Origin of the sequence: Myroides phaeus (genome assembly GCF_900099675.1) — a bacterium.
GTDB lineage: Bacteria > Bacteroidota > Bacteroidia > Flavobacteriales > Flavobacteriaceae > Flavobacterium > Flavobacterium phaeum.
The window spans coordinates 1-16810 of the sequence record NZ_FNDQ01000010.1 but is presented as its reverse complement, the minus strand read 5'-3'; the positions used below and the strand labels follow the sequence as shown (position 1 = coordinate 16810).

General features: G+C 30.8%; 15 protein-coding genes and 1 riboswitch. Of the genes, 6 read left to right on the top strand and 9 right to left on the bottom strand.

Translation table 11 applies throughout. From position 1 onward, the window contains the following. Positions 1 to 33 precede the first annotated feature (33 nt). From BLT46_RS06630 to BLT46_RS06600, 6 genes are all read right to left on the bottom strand, one after another. Positions 34 to 630, bottom strand: a complete 597-nt coding sequence (locus tag BLT46_RS06630; RefSeq protein ID WP_090408078.1) for a hypothetical protein — start codon at positions 628 to 630, stop codon at positions 34 to 36. Positions 631 to 652: 22 nt separating this feature from the next. Then, positions 653 to 874: a DUF6140 family protein gene (locus BLT46_RS06625; RefSeq protein WP_090408076.1), complete on the bottom strand. Its 222-nt coding sequence runs from the start codon at positions 872 to 874 to the stop codon at positions 653 to 655. A 50-nt stretch (positions 875 to 924) separates the two neighbouring features. Then, on the bottom strand, positions 925 to 1830 hold the full coding sequence (locus tag BLT46_RS06620) for a helix-turn-helix transcriptional regulator (RefSeq protein ID WP_090408073.1): 906 nt from the start codon (positions 1828 to 1830) through the stop codon (positions 925 to 927). Between the two features lie 594 nt (positions 1831 to 2424). Continuing rightward, positions 2425 to 2649, bottom strand: a complete 225-nt coding sequence (locus BLT46_RS06615) for a hypothetical protein (RefSeq protein ID WP_090408070.1) — start codon at positions 2647 to 2649, stop codon at positions 2425 to 2427. A 332-nt stretch (positions 2650 to 2981) separates the two neighbouring features. Next, positions 2982 to 3395, bottom strand: coding sequence for a hypothetical protein (locus BLT46_RS06605; protein WP_090408063.1), 414 nt, complete (start codon positions 3393 to 3395; stop codon positions 2982 to 2984). A gap of 289 nt (positions 3396 to 3684) precedes the next feature. After that, the gene (locus BLT46_RS06600; protein WP_176770737.1) at positions 3685 to 4893 is read right to left on the bottom strand and encodes an aspartyl protease family protein; all 1209 of its coding nucleotides are present in this window, start codon (positions 4891 to 4893) and stop codon (positions 3685 to 3687) included. A 334-nt stretch (positions 4894 to 5227) separates the two neighbouring features. Between BLT46_RS06600 and BLT46_RS06595 the strand changes: the two genes are divergently transcribed. The 3 genes from BLT46_RS06595 to BLT46_RS06585 all read left to right on the top strand — a co-directional run bounded on the left by BLT46_RS06595 (position 5228) and on the right by BLT46_RS06585 (position 8363). Next, on the top strand, positions 5228 to 5644 hold the full coding sequence (locus BLT46_RS06595) for a CBS domain-containing protein (RefSeq protein ID WP_090408057.1): 417 nt from the start codon (positions 5228 to 5230) through the stop codon (positions 5642 to 5644). A 177-nt stretch (positions 5645 to 5821) separates the two neighbouring features. After that, a riboswitch (SAM-I-IV-variant riboswitch) is annotated at positions 5822 to 5917 on the top strand. Between the two features lie 58 nt (positions 5918 to 5975). After that, positions 5976 to 6542: a hypothetical protein gene (locus tag BLT46_RS06590; RefSeq protein WP_090408054.1), complete on the top strand. Its 567-nt coding sequence runs from the start codon at positions 5976 to 5978 to the stop codon at positions 6540 to 6542. Positions 6543 to 7232: 690 nt separating this feature from the next. Then, on the top strand, positions 7233 to 8363 hold the full coding sequence (locus BLT46_RS06585; RefSeq protein WP_090408051.1) for an FAD-dependent monooxygenase: 1131 nt from the start codon (positions 7233 to 7235) through the stop codon (positions 8361 to 8363). 1003 nt (positions 8364 to 9366) lie between these two features. Here the strand turns inward: BLT46_RS06585 and BLT46_RS06580 are convergent. The 3 genes from BLT46_RS06580 to BLT46_RS06570 form a co-directional block, all read right to left on the bottom strand. Next, a complete protein-coding gene (locus BLT46_RS06580) occupies positions 9367 to 9861 on the bottom strand; it encodes a hypothetical protein (RefSeq protein ID WP_090408048.1) in 495 nt (164 codons plus the stop codon). A 344-nt stretch (positions 9862 to 10205) separates the two neighbouring features. After that, positions 10206 to 11597, bottom strand: coding sequence for a tRNA uridine-5-carboxymethylaminomethyl(34) synthesis GTPase MnmE (mnmE, locus tag BLT46_RS06575; protein ID WP_090408046.1), 1392 nt, complete (start codon positions 11595 to 11597; stop codon positions 10206 to 10208). Between the two features lie 1094 nt (positions 11598 to 12691). Further along, positions 12692 to 13429: a hypothetical protein gene (locus BLT46_RS06570; protein WP_143021870.1), complete on the bottom strand. Its 738-nt coding sequence runs from the start codon at positions 13427 to 13429 to the stop codon at positions 12692 to 12694. A gap of 224 nt (positions 13430 to 13653) precedes the next feature. On the opposite strand from BLT46_RS06570, the gene BLT46_RS06565 reads away from it, so the two are divergent. The 3 genes from BLT46_RS06565 (at position 13654) to BLT46_RS06555 (ending at position 16729) form a co-directional block, all read left to right on the top strand. After that, positions 13654 to 14487, top strand: coding sequence for a universal stress protein (locus tag BLT46_RS06565; RefSeq protein ID WP_090408040.1), 834 nt, complete (start codon positions 13654 to 13656; stop codon positions 14485 to 14487). 149 nt (positions 14488 to 14636) lie between these two features. Continuing rightward, a complete protein-coding gene (locus BLT46_RS06560; protein WP_245722958.1) occupies positions 14637 to 15140 on the top strand; it encodes a hypothetical protein in 504 nt (167 codons plus the stop codon). A 221-nt stretch (positions 15141 to 15361) separates the two neighbouring features. Further along, complete coding sequence (locus BLT46_RS06555) at positions 15362 to 16729, top strand: MBG domain-containing protein (protein WP_176770736.1); 1368 nt, start codon at positions 15362 to 15364, stop codon at positions 16727 to 16729. Positions 16730 to 16810: the final 81 nt, after the last annotated feature.

Below are 16810 nucleotides of genomic sequence, written 5' to 3'. Positions count from 1 at the left end.
TTTCTATTTAAAATGATACAGTATACATTTCAATTATTCTTTAATCAACTTATCTATAGCCTGATGCCAATAAGTCCATTCAAATGCAGCTGAAGGATGATAAATTGGTAATAACTTAACTACTTTCCCATTTGAAAGTTTGTATCCCCACGTTTCAATTTTATCCCCATTGTCCAAAACAACATCTGCTTGTTGCTCACCAGTGTTTGGTAATTGTCCGTACAACCTTTTGCCCCATACAATAGTGCAGTCCGGTTGTAGCTCTTCTAATGTTTCAAAGAATAAAAGCTCTGAAGTTCTAAACTCCTCTGCTGTTGGTGCTTTACGTGCTTCATCTATCGGATGTTGTACATAATTATAAAATGCCACTGAATTCCACAACTCTTGTTTTTCTTCAAAAGGAACAACTCTTCCTTTCAAAGCCCTTTCAAATTTTGTATACGTATTTTTATATGGTTCATGTTCACTATCATCATCAAACAGATCTGTAATAATATCTGACGTCATAGTAAGCACTGCATCTTTTGGATCATCACAATAGTGACTTTCTCCTAATACTAAGACACGTTTTCCATTAATGCCTTTAATATAGTGTTTACCTATCCAAGGTTTGAAAACTAATTTTGCCATTTTGTTTTTATTTTATAACTCGTTAATCTAATTTTTCTACATCAAAATCCGCCATTGTACAATAAGCTTGTTTATAATCAAAATCATATAAACGTACATAGGCTTGTTGCAATTCTTTTGCTCCATTATAAAATGGAGAAGAAGTGTGCTGAACAGTTGTAACTACAACTGACATTTCTGGCGTTAATAGAGTTCCATTTGTTCTCTTTACTCGCTTAGGAGTTACTTTAAATACTTTTGACATTGGTGTTGCTTTTAATTGATAAGACAAAAATACCCTGACACTCAGCCAAACTATGACGTAGTTGAAGACAATCCATACAATTCGCACATTTCTTTAATAGTATCTATTACCCAATCTCTTAAAACAGGAGGTGAAATAATTTCAATATTACTGCCATGCCTCATTATTTCCATAACAAAGTCAGTTGTTGGATGTACAAATAATTCAACCGTAAATGTGTAATCACTTGTAGAGGTAATTTTCTGTGAATGATGAAAGGGCAAAGACTCAACATACTTGCGTTGACTCTGATCTATTTCTAATACTACTTTTTGAGGGGCATCATAACATTCAATACCAAAGGCATTTTCATAATGTTTTTTTAGATTAATCACAGGACTTACTGCTGTCTGAGTTGTAACAACTACATTGCTGATTCTGTCTAATCCGTAATTGCGTAATTCCTTCTTATCCAGATCATACGCTATCATATAATAGCGATTTTGCGACTCTTTAATTGCTTTAGGAACACATCTTCGTTCTGTGGGATCTTGCCAATAACTTTCTAAAGTAAAAGTAACAACTAACTTATCTTGAATAGCATATAGTATACCGCTAAAATGTTCGGTTCCTCTTGTCTTTCGCTTTTCAAAATAAATATGTTCACCCAGAGTTTCACTTACTTTTAAAGCTGTTATTATGTCGTATGATTCTATTACACGTTCAATGTACTCCTCTTTATGTTCCTCACTGATTTTATACACTTTCTCCTTTCTATCATATATTATTTCTATTCCCATAAGCGATAAAATATCCTGTACATCACGTTGAAAAGTACGTGAACTTATTTCTAAATTCTTATCAGAAAAGGCACTTTCTTTAATTAAGTACTCCTGAATCTCTTTTAATGTACACCCCTTTTTTCTCAACAACTCTACAATAAGTATTTGTCGTTTTGTATATTCTCCTTTTGCCATATCTAATATTTTCTGCCAAACTTAACCAGTCACTCAGCCAAATGATGACGTATTAAATTTAAAACAACAACATTCATTATAAAAAGAATATTGGGCGAAACAACCATTTCTATTAGGCAAAAATGTTATTTCATCCTATAATGTAACTAAAAGCAAAAAAAAGATTTATTACATTTCATTAGTATCAATACTATTTATAACGTGAAACGTACTTTTTCTATTTCATAGGAGTTTTATAGAGTACGTATTTGGCGTATTACACGCTATATAAGCATAATATTTTCTTTTATTTATATGAAAAAAGTGGTAAAATAAACGAATTAAACTATTCTAAAACTGGAGGAGTTACAGATAAATAGCTATAAGATTAATAAAAACAAATACACAAAGATCTGACGCGCTTTGTTTTTCACGTTTGAAGTATAAAGAATATCAGGAATGACTAAGCTTTACTTACGTATAGGAAGTTTTAAGGGATACTTGTAAGTATTCAATTACTTACTCGTGACTTTACGTTTCTACTCACGATTACAACAAGACATAAAAAAACCCCGTTTTAAAAAACGAGGTCTATTTTATATAACAGAGCGTTAATTACTTAACTTCTTCTGCTTTTACTTCTTCTGTAGCTGGAGCTTCTTCAGTAGCAACTTCTTCAGTTACTTCTTCTGTAGCAACTTCTTCAGTTACTGGAGCTTCTTCTGCAACAGTTTCTGTAGTTACTTCTTCTTGAGCTGGTTCTTTTGCAGTTTCTTTACAAGATACGAAAGATACTCCCATCATTGCTACTAAAGCAATACTTAATACGATTTTTTTCATTTTACTAAACTATAAAAGTTGATTATTAATTCGGGGCAAATATATAACTTTTTTAATATCAAAATATTTTTTTTAGACTTTTTTTTAGGTTTTTTAAAAAATAATCAAAATAATGAAAATCAACAAATTACAATCCAAAAATACATCAAACAATACTATTTAGACTCCTCTTTAGCAACTTTATTTAATATCTTTTATTTTTTTTCTTCTTACAAAGTAAATGTTTCACTTAAAATAGATAAATATAGTTTAAATCAAGGTCAGATTACTTCTGAAGAAGATTATACTAATTAGATAATTTATTTAAAAATTAGTTCAGATTATATACTATCTTATAATAAGTATTGCACAACAAAAACAAGAGTGATATTTAACGCAATAAATCCCATTCCTCCAAAAGTCAAACACTTAAATACTGATTTAGATTCATCACACCCTCCTACTGTTATGCTATCAAAATCAACCTCCATTTTCTTTCGAAAAAACAAAGTGGCTAAAAAAAACAATAATACTCCCAAACTATACTGAAATAATTTAAACATTATTCCTTTATTCAAGATATACGTATGATAACTATCATAACCTAAAACTAATAACAAACAAATTGGAATAGTCACTGCAGAAAAACAGATAATACGCGTTAATTCGAATGCTTTATCTCTTGACTTTTCTAAATTATTTTCATATTTATTATAGTAGTAATAAGTAAGTAAATTTTTGTAGATGTTTTTAATAATTTGTTTCATATTTTATCTCAAACTTGTTTTGTATCCCCACCTAAAAAAGTAAAAATAATTCGTATTATTACACTTTTTTCGACAGTTTGTTATAAATGTTTATATTATTTTTTTATTTTCTATTTTTTACTAAAAATGAAGTAAATTTCATACTCTAAGATAGGACATTTTTTTCATATTTCACAAAGGATACAAGCAATTTTAAGTAAATATAATACGGTCATTTATACAAATTGTATTCCTCTTATAAAAGCAATTTACAATACTTTTTCTATTAAAAACGATAACTCAACCTTTATCACAAAGTTAGCATCTCTCTCATTTCAAGTTTTTTATTTATAATAACCTCCCCTCTTTTAATTGTAATATCTTGCGTAAATCCTCTTTCTGAATATAAAACTTTACACTGTTCTTCACTGTTTAAATCAGTATAACTAACCCCATTTATCGCTACGATTTGATCTCCAAGCTGTAATCCTTTCTTTGCAGCTTCACTATTCTTATAAATAGAGTTGATATAGACATTATTTCCTCTTAAAGCATAGCGATATCCAAAACCTTTATAAACTTCCTTATTTACTCTCTCGTGTGGTTCAAGCCACATCGTCTTTTCTTTCCAGCTTAACGTTACCTTATAGTTTCTCAAAAAAGAAGCACCTATACTTCTTGAGTAATTAGTATTGAAGAAAACGTAATCTTTTGGCACTATGACATCTCCTATTTTTAAATCATCTATCACAGCAGTGTAGTATCTTGGAACAATTACATCTCCATATAGACCAGTTAAAGTACTACCTATTCCTTCAATATATTTCACATCCTTTTTATTCTTGAGTAATTTAATAAACAAACTACTATTCATACTTATCCCACCATCAAATCCGTAATCTAAGACTGTATTATATACTTTCTCTTTCCCGATATACGTTGTGATACTCGGCACACCACCAACACCTATATATAGCTTAATTTGTGGAATATTAGGGGAGATTTTTAAAGAATTAAGTGCATTTGAAAACGTAATTGTCTTTGCTTTCATATCTATTTGCCAAACTACTTTTCTCAAAACATTAGCACCTAAAATACCATCAAACCCCTTGCACTTAAACGCAACTACAGCTTTATGATCCATATCTATTGCTGCTACATTATAAAAATTGATCCCTTCTAAAGAAAGTGTGTCTATTTTGACATACATCATCTTATTACTCTTATCGTCTATATCGTACACCTTACTTTCTTTTATTGATTTAAGACGTAAACTCTCTTTCATCTCAGAAGAAATAGTGGTGACTGCTCCAGTGTCAAACAACATTTTATATTCCTTTCCTTTTATAGTAGGCTTTACAAATATCGAAGCCCCATTTACTTCAATTGGAAAGGTTATTTTAAAGTCCTTTTGATCAATAGTCGTCTTGTTAATTAGTTTATTAATATTCTGCGCGTGCATAGTTAATGAAAGTCCGCTAAGGAATATACCACACACCCATATCTTCAATTTATTCATACAAACTTTTTTAAATATATTAGAGAAATAGGAAATGTACATAAACAATCTTGGTAATTGTACATTTATACAAACAACGCATAGACATATCACTTATTGTAAGAAAAAACAATACAGAATAGTGATAATTAACACTATAAAAAAAAGCATTTCTACAACGAAATGCTTTTCAATTTAACGATAACAAATTACAAGACTCAGTTTTACTATTGAATTTTTTAAAAATGTAAATTACAATAATCTTTTTTAAAAAAAGATGTTATTTATCATGTTTTCAACGATATAATACGTGCAACTTTGTAATACAAAAACATAATAACCAATAATAAACACTATGAAACAAAGAGTTCCAATTTCTCAAATTATGGCTAAAGTTTTAATCGCTGTTCCTACAACGAAAAAACTAAGCGAAGTGAACCAATTATTCGCAGATTACAACATTAGACACATTCCTGTTGTAGAAGGTGAAAAAATCGTTGGTATTATTAGTAGCAAAGATATTTTGAAAATAGGATATAGCCATACCGATATGGATAAAGATGCATTAAATGCTATTTATGATGCTTACAAATTAGAAGATATCATGACTAAAAATCCAATCGTTGTAAGCGATGATACAAATATTAAAGAAGTAGCTGAGTTATTTGCTAAGCAACACTTCCACTCACTTCCTATCGTAGGAAAAGACAATAAATTAGAGGGAATTGTAACTACTACTGATTTGATTAACTATCTGATCGCACAATACTAAGATTAATAATCCCCTTTATTAATATACCGATTCATTAATAGAAATCCTCGCCACCCCGACGAGGATTTTTTTTATACTTTCTCCTTACTTACCGATTGCTTTTTAATACTCATATTTACCTTCAATAAAAAATATCCCACAAAACATTTGCTTTCAATTGGTTTTGATTATACATTTGTCCTGTATTTCGAATCACATTAAGTGATACCAACCGAGAGTAGTCTCCACGGTGGTCAAATAATACGGGATGACTGTCCAAAATTAACGTACACATTTTCCTCTATTTTTATCGAAGTACAATAGTTTATTTAATAACATAAAATATTGTATTATGAGCAATTATCATTTCGCAGAGACAGAGTGGTCTCATTTACCAGACAACCTATTTATCAACATTAAACATTCTTCGGTATTTACTGATCTTGAACTACTCGCCGAATTTAAAAGACGGGAACTTGACTACTCTTGTATCATTACAAACCACGAGAGTACTCCTGATGCTGCCCCTATCTTTAAAACAGATGGACAGCTTGTTATCCACGACAAGACTATTTTTGAAAAGAATATTCAAGGACCATCTCAAGTAGGTTATTTTTACAAAAGCACCTTATATCCAGCAATGGAGTTCCTAAAAAAACACCCTTTATTGCAGGAAATGGAGCTTATAACGTTTGACCATATTAGAGAGCAAACATTTATGTCAGATACAAATATAACAGTAATTACACCTCAGCAATTAGCTGATTTAAAGCCTAATCAGGTGTTTGTATATATGACATTGAATGGAAAAACACACCCTAACCCTTCTGAGGTTGAACCATTTGTAAAGAACAACACAAAGGTTTTTTATAATCGAAAGATTGGTTATAGAAGTTTTGGAACTTTTGAAGTTGTATAACCCTACATTCCTATTTTAGGTATTTGCTATGGATAGCAATAGCGTAATATGTATATGATCTCTTGGATGTACTAAACTCATTTGTAAAACCAATGAAGCTTTTAAATGTTACAATATCTGGTTGTCAGTAGTTTAATTACTATTAACGACGGTTGCACTTATGTTGAAAACACTTATTTTCTATGTTGCGTAGTACAAATATCTTAGCTATTAGGGTCATCACAATTACTATAAAAGCACTAATTATTCATAATAAACAAGAAAAGGGAGCTATTGGCTCCCTTTTTTACTTTTTAAATAATCTCCTTACATTTCTTCTAATGTAATAGCCTTTACAATTGACAAAATGCCACCTAATTGTTTCCTCCGTCTAAAATAACATGAAAATATAGTCCCACTTGTTAATCCTTTTTTCACCAAATCATCTGTGTAATACTTGCATAAGCTGAGTACACAGGCTATTTTATCACTTTGTTCAATTGAATAAGAAAGGCATAGGCTAATACACTTAACACTTGTTGAATTTTAATATTCCACTAAACAAAGTAGCATATACAGGAAAGCCTCCTCAAAGTTGTTAAGAATCAATTAGCACAAACAATTTGACTACTGCCAATAATTGCGTTAGTTTTACTGCTATCGTTTTGTATTGTAAAACACTCACCTCTTTAATAACCTCAACAAATCAAGATGAAAGTAGCTATCATAGGAGCAGGAATTGCAGGATTAACAATGGCTATTGCGCTAAAAAGAGCCAATATTCCCTTTGTCATTTACGAAGCCACCAAAGAAATCAAACCTGTTGGTGCGGGAATTGCCATTGCCAACAACGCTATGCAGGTATACCGTTATCTTGGGGTAGCTGATCAATTGAACGAAAGAGGTGTACGTATTTCCACAGTGAAGCTCACTGATTTTAAGTTGAATTTATTAAATAGTACCGATTTAACGCCTTATGAACAGCAGTATAAACTGGCAAATATTGCCATACATCGAAGTGAATTACACCAAGTATTGCTCAACGCAATTGATAGAGAGAACGTGGTACTTGGCAAGCGCATACAAAACATTGAAAAGCGAGCTGACGGACTGTATGAACTGACGTTTACAGACAACAGCAAGGCAACTCACGAATATGTGATTGGAGCAGACGGTATACGCTCACAGGTCAGGCAGTTCGTTTTTGGAGATCATCCCTTGCGCGATGCTAAACAAGTATGCTGGCGTGGGGTTCTCGATTTTGACCTACCTCCTACGCATAACCACGTTGCCCTTGAAGGTTGGGGAAAAGGCAAGCGCTTTGGCTTTGTAAAATTGGACAGTAAACAGGTGTATTGGTACTTTTTAGTAGATGAAGATAAATACATAAAGCAACCCGAATTAAAAGATCACTTAGCCGATTGCGCACCTCTGGTAGCACAGATGATTACGCAAACACCCCCTTCTGAACTACATATCGACAAGATATACGACTTACAATTAATGCAACAATGGTATAAAGACAAGGTCTGTTTAATTGGCGATGCCGCACACGCTACAACCCCTAACTTAGGGCAAGGTGCTTGTCAGGCTATTGAAGATGTGTACGTTTTTAGTCGATTGTTAGAACAATTCACTTTAGATGAAGCCCTTCAAAAGTTTCCAGTTATCCGCCGTAAAAAAGCACATAGTATTGTACGCAACAGTTGGCAATTGGGGCAAATAGCCCAACTTAGCAATCCAGTGTTAGTTGCCGCACGTAATACTGCATTTAAGGTACTACCAGCGTTTTTAAAAGACAAACAAATGAAAGAGATGTTCGAGTTAGATAAAGTGTATTAAGTGCTTTAGAAGAGGTTATTTAATGTCATAAAATACTTCCTCTACTCATACAGTTATTGGAGTGAACTGAAAACCTAACAAAGGTGCTTCTGCACAAGATTATTATAGATCATCCTCTGTATTTACAGTACTTCCTATAGTTTTAAACGACATTAACTCGTAATTGAGTCGTAAATAAGTCGTATTTAGTTCGCGAAAAAGGCCTTTAGGTGAGGCAATTACGACTTATTTACGGCCTATTTGCGACTAAATGTTATACAAAACCCTTTCAACCTCAGTGTTTATAAGGGATAGCAGCGATATGAGAAAAAAGTGGGACAGAGTTTATAGTGCATTTGATAGCATATGATAGCAAATGATAGCAAATGATGTCAAAATTACCGCTTTGGAATTACTGTCTTGTAGGGATGTCTAATTTTGCCTTATAAACTAAAACTAACATTGGGAATATCTAATTCCGACTTAAACAATAAATACTTGCTGATTATGAAAGATACGCTGGTTAAATCTGCTGATTATATGAAAGTACTTCTCTCTTATTTGTGGAAGCCAAAAGTTGAAAGAAATGATGATGATTGATAAAAAAGACTGCTCTGTGCTTAGTCTTGTTTACAACTGATTCGAGACTGGTACCACATTGGTTCTACACTCCTTCGGAAATACCCCCCTATTTTCGAGTAAATGTGGGACTTGTGTGGGAGATATGTGGAACATGGTGTAATCAAAACCATTGTAAGGCTTGTGAGCATTGAAAATGGAGAGGGGCGCATTAGTGTATAAAAAAAGCGTTATAGTATGTACTACAACGCTTTGGGTATTTTTATTTTTAGTATTTTATATAAGCAACATTGTCGTGGTACTTAAACGTTTTTATCAAAAACAATTACTATTACAAAAGTATAATTATACAAAAAAACTAATATTCTAAACTATACTATTGCCGCGATAACTTTTTAAAACGTGTGATTAAAATTATCTAACGATCTTTCTATACTCGATTACTTTAGATATTTTTCAATTTTTTATAAGCACGAATTAATTCTTTTAGCTGACGATTTGATGTAACGTCGAGATCCTTATCAGATAAAAAATGCTTAAACTTGAAATTACTTTTGTAGTTTTTCAGAATAATTTCTTGATCAATAATTAAAAGTTCATTTCTTAAATGTTGTTTTTCAACTTCTAAGGAACTAAGTAATTCGAATTTATCACCAAAATCTCTTCTAAAAGTTGTGGTATTAAAAGGAATTGAATTTAAAATTTGCATTTGTTTTTTTGATTTTTGGTCTAAACCTCCAATGATTTTAACTGCAATTGCCTCTACTTCATTTTTTGATAATAGATCTAAATTTTTAGGTACCAACGATTTCAATTGTTGTTTATTTCCTTTTTTGTAGTCCGCAGACTTAGTTATAGTTTCGGTAGAAACAAATCCACTTCCAAAACATTTTTTACAATTACTATTTAAGCCTTGACAAGAACAAATTTCAGATCTCATTTTTTTTATTTAAAAGGTATATATTTCGTTTGTAAAAGTAATACAATTCTATTTCAAAATAGTTTAAAATGTTCTTGTAATTATCTTGTACTGTAAAGTCAGTATTTCATTATTTTGAAAACTCTATTTATAAAATATGGCTCACCAATTTAGATTGTAGATTTAGATATCGAAAAATACCCTTATCGGGTATAATATCTCTACATACGCCCTAAACTATACCCTATAGGGTGTAATCTATTAAGTTTTAACTGTAAGTATTGTATAGCACACTTTCATGACATTATACAAAAAAAGCGTTGTAGTTTGGATTACAACGCTTTGGTATTTTGTTTTTTAGTGCTTTATTTACCGATACAAAAATTCGCAAAGATGTTCCCAAGTAGTTCATCGTTAGTTACTTGTCCTGTAATCTCTCCAAAGAAATAAAGGGCTTGGCGAATATCTATTGCCATTAAGTCAGCAGATAAATTCGTTTGTAATCCCCATTTCACTTTCTCGATTTCTTCCAATGCTTTAAGCAATGAATCGTAGTGGCGCGTATTGGTAACAATCGTTTCATTATTGCGCAATGCACCTGTATTCACAAACCCTAAAAGTGCTTGCTTCAACTCCTCTACTCCTTCATTTGCCTTAGCTGACATCAACATCAAATTCTCAATATTCTCATTGTAAAGCCCAATTTGTTCGTCTGTCAATAAGTCTTTCTTATTACACACAACTAACAACGGTTTTAGAGGGTACTTGTTTTTCAACTTCTCTAATTCCACTTTAATACTGTCTAACGACTCTGTATTCAGCTTAGCTCCATCAATCAAATAAATCACTACCTGAGCAGCTTCTATCTTCTCAAATGTCTTTTGAATTCCGATGCTCTCTACAACGTCTTTCGTTTCACGGATTCCCGCTGTATCAATAAAACGGAAACCTATTCCGTCTATCACTAATTCGTCTTCAATTGTATCACGTGTAGTTCCAGCAATGTCTGAAACAATAGCGCGTTCTTCGTTTAACAAAGCGTTTAACAACGTTGATTTACCTACGTTTGGCTCCCCTACAATTGCTACTGGAATACCGTTTTTAATAACGTTCCCCACAGCAAATGAATCAATCAAGCGTTTCAATACAAACTCAATACGGTTTATCAATTCCTTAAACTGCGTACGATCTGCAAACTCCACATCTTCCTCTGAAAAGTCAAGTTCTAACTCAATCAACGAAGCGAAGTTTAACAACTGCTCTCTCAACAAGGCGATTTCACTTGAAAAACCACCACGCATTTGTTGCATAGCGATTTGGTGACTTGCTTCGTTGTCTGATGCGATCAAATCTGCTACAGCTTCTGCTTGTGATAAGTCTAACTTTCCGTTTAAGAAAGCACGCATAGTAAACTCTCCTGCTTGTGCCATTTTAGCACCTTTTCGCAAACACAGTTGAATGATCTGCTGTTGAATGAACGTTGAACCGTGACAAGAGATTTCAACCGTGTTTTCACCCGTATAAGAGTTTGGTCCCTTAAACAACGAAACCAACACTTGATCCAATACACGATCACCATCCACTATATGTCCTAAGTGAAGGGTATGCGTTTTTTGTGTGGTCAAGTCTTTATTTTTAATCGAGCGAAAAATGCCGTTTACCAAGGTAATAGCGTCTTTTCCCGATACACGTATAATGGCGATTGCACCAGCTCCTGAAGGCGTTGCTAAAGCAACAATCGTATCTTGTAATATCATATATATTCGAAATTATAGCGCAAAGATAATATTTATTCATCCAAATGGAATTATTCGGCTTTGACTTAGACCGAAAAGTTTGTATTTCGACGTTTTCTTGCTTTATCTCTCCATTTTTATGCACTATTTATCACTGAATGTCTATACTTAATACCTCAGTATTTACACCCTTTTCTTAATAAAAACACGGCTATACTGCAAAAAAACGTCAGCTTTCCTTTAATATCCAAAACAGCATTAGTACACTTATTATCAATAAATTAAACTATTCTTATTCTGCGAATAATCACAATAACAGTTCATTTAATTTAGTATTTGACACCTCTTAATTTATTATAAAACCATAGATATATTCGCAAGCATATTGTGTATCCTTTTGCATTGTATTCGAGCATTATAAATACTTAGGATTAAGTACTTAATAATCAATAGACCTTAAATCAAAACTAAAGTTTTTAAATGTCAACATTTTGGGTAATGCGTTAATCACTAAACCAATATTTTTAGCAATTTGATGTTATAAGGAATAAAGTATTTCACCTATTTATTAATTGTAATAAACTAACTTATGAAGGAAAAGAAACAAATAAATAAAACAGACTTAACTGAATTTCAATTAAATAAATAAAATTCTTTTTTTAATTGAGCTGTAAAACAAGTATAAAAAAGCTATATTTCAAGTTTACGACCCTAATAGTAGCGAAGTATTAGAATACACCCTATTCATTAGGCAGATAGAAGTAGATGAAGACCAATTTATAAGACTTAATTCAAAATGAATGTAATAAACCAAATAGAAGAATTTGACGCAAATGAAAGATAAAAAATGACTTTAGTATAACCTATTATGATAATGATTAAAAAAGGCTTTTTTTTGAGAATATGACCACAGAACAGGAGCTAAAATTGATAGAGTTTTAAATAAAAAAACGAATAGCAATTTCTATACTAATAAAAATGATTTTGAAGAATGGATGCTATAAAAGGAATTAACACTTATACTTCGCTCTAATTCTTTTTATTTTAGTATAACTTTTATTGTTTTTAAACTTCTCTCTCAAAAGAGTTTATTCTAAGTGTAACTAATTTATTCTTTATATGTTTTTATCAAAAACTTGAATAATCATATTACCTCTTCCCCAATTATAATTAGAGTTATTATTACTATACATTCCAAAACGAATAATAGAATTTCCTTTATTTAATTCAATATATCCAAGAGCTTCTATTGTTATTGTTTTAATTTGATTAGTTTTATTTTGAATTACAAGTATAGATCTCCCTGTAACAGGCTGTCCTGCTGCTGCTTCACTAGAGTATTTTTCGGAATAAGTAAATTTCCTAGACCCGTCTATTAATTCTTCTTCTATGTTATTTTCACGTTTTACTAATTTAATTCCTGAATAATATATTAATCCAGGAGTAATTTTAATTATTGGAATATTATAATCAATTATCATTAACGTTTCTTGATTGGGATATATATTAATATCTTTTTTTAAATTTAAATCAAGATTAGTAACAGTTTCTATTTTTGACTCAATATATCTAGTCATAATAACAGAATTAGTTTCTCTAAAATTATAAGAATCAGAACTTTTATTTATTTGATAATAACCTACATCTCCTTTATCATTTATTAAAAGCTGCTTATTATAAAACTTTTCTTCTTCAATATTTATTTTAGGAATTGAACGAAACTTAACATTCCCTTCTACATCTAATGATGCTTCTGGCAACAAAACACCTATACCTGTTTGAGAATAATTAAAATTAAAACTTAAAAAAGTTAACAGTATAAACAAACAATCCTTCATTTTATTATTTTTCAACCAAAAATACATAATTTTTTAATCAAAACAATTTTTTTTAACCAAAACACCTATTATTATTAGATTTGCTATCAATATTGTATCGAGTATAGATCACTATATTTATGACGTAAAACTCCGCCTGTTATTGAAATATTAATCCAATTACGAGTTTTTAAACAAAAAATACTATCATAAAATAAAGTTTATTCTTACCTTTATACAAAACATAACAATCACGTACTATGAAAAAAATATTATTTCCAACGGACTTCTCTGAAACAGCAAACAACGCGTTAATTTATGCATTGAGAATGGCTGAAAATCAAAAGGCAACTCTTTTTGTTCTTCACGCTTATGAAATGCCTGTAATTTCTGCTACTGCTAATCCAGTTATGGTTCAGGATGTATATAAAACAATCGAATTGAGTAACTTTGAAAACTTTAAAGATCAAGTGCCTCAAATTAGAGATATTGCTAAAAAACACAACCTTGACCACGTTCCAATGCACTTTATTTTAGAAGAAGGTTTCTTAAACACTATTTTGAAAAAACGTGTAAAAGAAGAAGATATTGATCTTGTAGTTATGGGAACCAATGGTAACTCTGGATTGGACAAAAAATTATTAGGTTCTAATACGGCTAATGCTATTAGTACATTAGATGTGCCTGTTTTGAGTATTCCTCACGATGCTATTTTTGACGGAATTGACTCTATTGCATTCACTACATTATTTACAGCTCAAGATAAAGTAACACTTGAAAAAATATTAAAAATAGCTAAAGGTTTTGATGCTACTGTCAAATGTGTTCACGTAGCTACGGCTAAAGACAGAGTTGAAGCAAGTATTATCGAAAGCTGGAAAGCTAACTATAAAGATGAAAATATTAAGTTTTACATCGTAGATAGTAATGATGTTGAAAAATCAGTATTCGAATTCTTAGATACTGAAAATATCGACTTATTAGTATCTGTAAAAAGAAACAGAAGCTTCTTTGAAAAATTATTTACAAGCAGTATGACTAAGAAATTAAGTTACCATAACTACGTGCCTGTATTAGCTTTTCACGAAGAATAAAACTTTAACATACATTAACAATAAAGTCGCAATAATTTATTGCGACTTTTTTTGTCTTCATCTGTGTTTTTATATATTTTTCTCAACATATTGCGTTTGAAATGAAAAAATTTGTACTTTGTGCTCTATATAAATAACACATGTCCCTTATGAAAAACTATTTTATCCACATTCTATTTTTTACATTATTTGTAGGTAGTTATAGTTATGCTCAAAAGCTTGAAATATATACTAACGACGATAAAGAAGAATATCTTGGTTGCTTAAATTGTGATGCAAAAGACGCTAAATCTATATGGAATAATATGGGGGCGTATGGCAATTTGTACAACAAAAAATCTATTTGGAATAAATATGGCATTTATGGTGATAATACAAGTAATTTATCCCCTTGGAATCCTCATGCTGAGAAACCGCCAATCATTAAAAAAGATGGAAAAAAATATGGCTACTTTACATTGAATAAATTTATAGGCCAACGTGTTGAAATTAGCTTAACAAGAATGCTATACGACTATTATATGGACATCAGAGAAGATGTTACCAAATGGTCTAAAAATGCAAGTGAAATTACAACTAATGAAGCTGCGTTGAAATTAGCAAATGAAGCTACAAAAAGATCTTCAAATAACGATATAAAAAAGAAGATGTAATAAATACTAAACAATAAGAAAAAGCGAGTACAAGTATTGTACTCGCTTTTTTATTTTCTACTATTCTATAAATTTCAAATATTAAGCGTAAGAATAAGTGCAAAATCAAACTATAAGTAGATTTTTCTATGTAAACTATAATATTTTGGTAACACTGAAATTAGAAATAGAATTAGTTAATAAAACTAAATTCACACTATTCTCATTTTAAAGAATTTGAGTTGAAAAATGTTGAATTAATTCTATTTACTATGCCTAAGTCTTATTTACATTATTACTTTTTTGTAATACTTATTTTATTATCAAGCTTTAAATGTTTTGCTATTGAAAATACAGCGTCAATACTAAACAATGACTCTATTACTTCTCCTCACAAAATTAACATTTCAAACATCAAATATCTCAACCTATCAACAACTTACAATGGAAGACCTAAAATAATTAGTGCTTATGATGTTCCAAATGGTGTTACACTTTCATATAGCCCTAATAGCAATGTAGAAGCTGGAACTTATGATATTACAGTCACTATATATTACAAAAATAAAATTATAGATGTACAATTACTAACGCAAGTAATTAAGAAAAAGACTTATGATCATCAAGTTCGACTAAGAAAGCCACGTATTGCTTATACAGGCAAAGAAATATTTCTTGAAGTGATGGGCCCCATTCCTCCAAATACTGAGATAGTCTATTTCAACGAAAAACATACTAATGTTGGTGTGTACTTCGTACACGCTTTTATGTTTAATAAAAATTATAAATCAACAGTATTTTCTAATTATTTAGAAATTCTAAAAATTCCTATTGATCGCCAAAAAATAATTTTTAATTCATTACAAACTCCCTATGACGGTACAGTAAAAAAACTTGAACTAAAAAGCACTTTACCCTCTGAAATTCAAATTTTTCAAATTAATAACGCGCATACCGAAGTTGGTACTTATAAAGTCAAAGCTTATTTATATGGAGGTAGGAATTATATATCAACTATAGTAGAAAGAACTTTACAAATCACAGGTAAACCTACTTCTACTATTCCAACTACTCCTGATACAAGTAAGTTAGAATTTAAAGCACAAGAATTTATTTTTGTACCTAATGATCCACAGCCTATAAAAAAAATAGAAATTACAGGAGAATTACCTAAAGATGTTACTGTAGAATATATCAATAATGAACTTCAATATCCAGGAAGTATTAATCCATTAGCTATAATTAAATACAAAGAAGAAATTATAGATATAAAGGAAACTACTTTAAAAATAGAATCAATAAAACTTCCAGAAATCACATTTCCTAATGAAACCTTTGAATATAAATTTGATAGTATAACTAAAAAAAGTACACCATACTCTCTTCCACTGATTGATAACTTACCAGAGACTGTCCAAGTAGATTTTATAAAAAACTCACAAAGTGAAGTAGGTGAATATTCAGTTGGAATGCATGCATCTGGACCTGGATATGCAGCAATTAACAATTCTATAAACTATGAAGCTTCTAATTTAACAATCAAAAAAGCTAAGCTTCCGCCTATTGTTTTTAGAAACAAAGACTTTTTTTATGATGGTGTCCCGTCCTAAAATAGGTTTACACAAAATAGACTTATTTATGAAAGAGACAGAAAACACAAGGGAAAAGCGTAGTCAACGAGATTATACTTT

Bases quoted from the DNA above. Each gene is read 5' to 3' on its own strand.
- BLT46_RS06600 (WP_176770737.1), bottom strand. From the start codon at position 4,893: ATGAATAAATTGAAGATATGGGTGTGTGGTATATTCCTTAGCGGACTT.
- BLT46_RS06625 (WP_090408076.1), bottom strand. From the start codon at position 874: ATGTCAAAAGTATTTAAAGTAACTCCTAAGCGAGTAAAGAGAACAAAT.
- BLT46_RS06560 (WP_245722958.1), top strand. From the start codon at position 14,637: ATGAAAAACTATTTTATCCACATTCTATTTTTTACATTATTTGTAGGT.
- BLT46_RS06565 (WP_090408040.1), top strand. From the start codon at position 13,654: ATGAAAAAAATATTATTTCCAACGGACTTCTCTGAAACAGCAAACAAC.
- BLT46_RS06580 (WP_090408048.1), bottom strand. From the start codon at position 9,861: ATGAGATCTGAAATTTGTTCTTGTCAAGGCTTAAATAGTAATTGTAAA.
- BLT46_RS06620 (WP_090408073.1), bottom strand. From the start codon at position 1,830: ATGGCAAAAGGAGAATATACAAAACGACAAATACTTATTGTAGAGTTG.
- mnmE (WP_090408046.1), bottom strand. From the start codon at position 11,597: ATGATATTACAAGATACGATTGTTGCTTTAGCAACGCCTTCAGGAGCT.
- BLT46_RS06595 (WP_090408057.1), top strand. From the start codon at position 5,228: ATGAAACAAAGAGTTCCAATTTCTCAAATTATGGCTAAAGTTTTAATC.
- BLT46_RS06590 (WP_090408054.1), top strand. From the start codon at position 5,976: ATGAGCAATTATCATTTCGCAGAGACAGAGTGGTCTCATTTACCAGAC.
- BLT46_RS06585 (WP_090408051.1), top strand. From the start codon at position 7,233: ATGAAAGTAGCTATCATAGGAGCAGGAATTGCAGGATTAACAATGGCT.
- BLT46_RS06615 (WP_090408070.1), bottom strand. From the start codon at position 2,649: ATGAAAAAAATCGTATTAAGTATTGCTTTAGTAGCAATGATGGGAGTA.
- BLT46_RS06630 (WP_090408078.1), bottom strand. From the start codon at position 630: ATGGCAAAATTAGTTTTCAAACCTTGGATAGGTAAACACTATATTAAA.
- BLT46_RS06605 (WP_090408063.1), bottom strand. From the start codon at position 3,395: ATGAAACAAATTATTAAAAACATCTACAAAAATTTACTTACTTATTAC.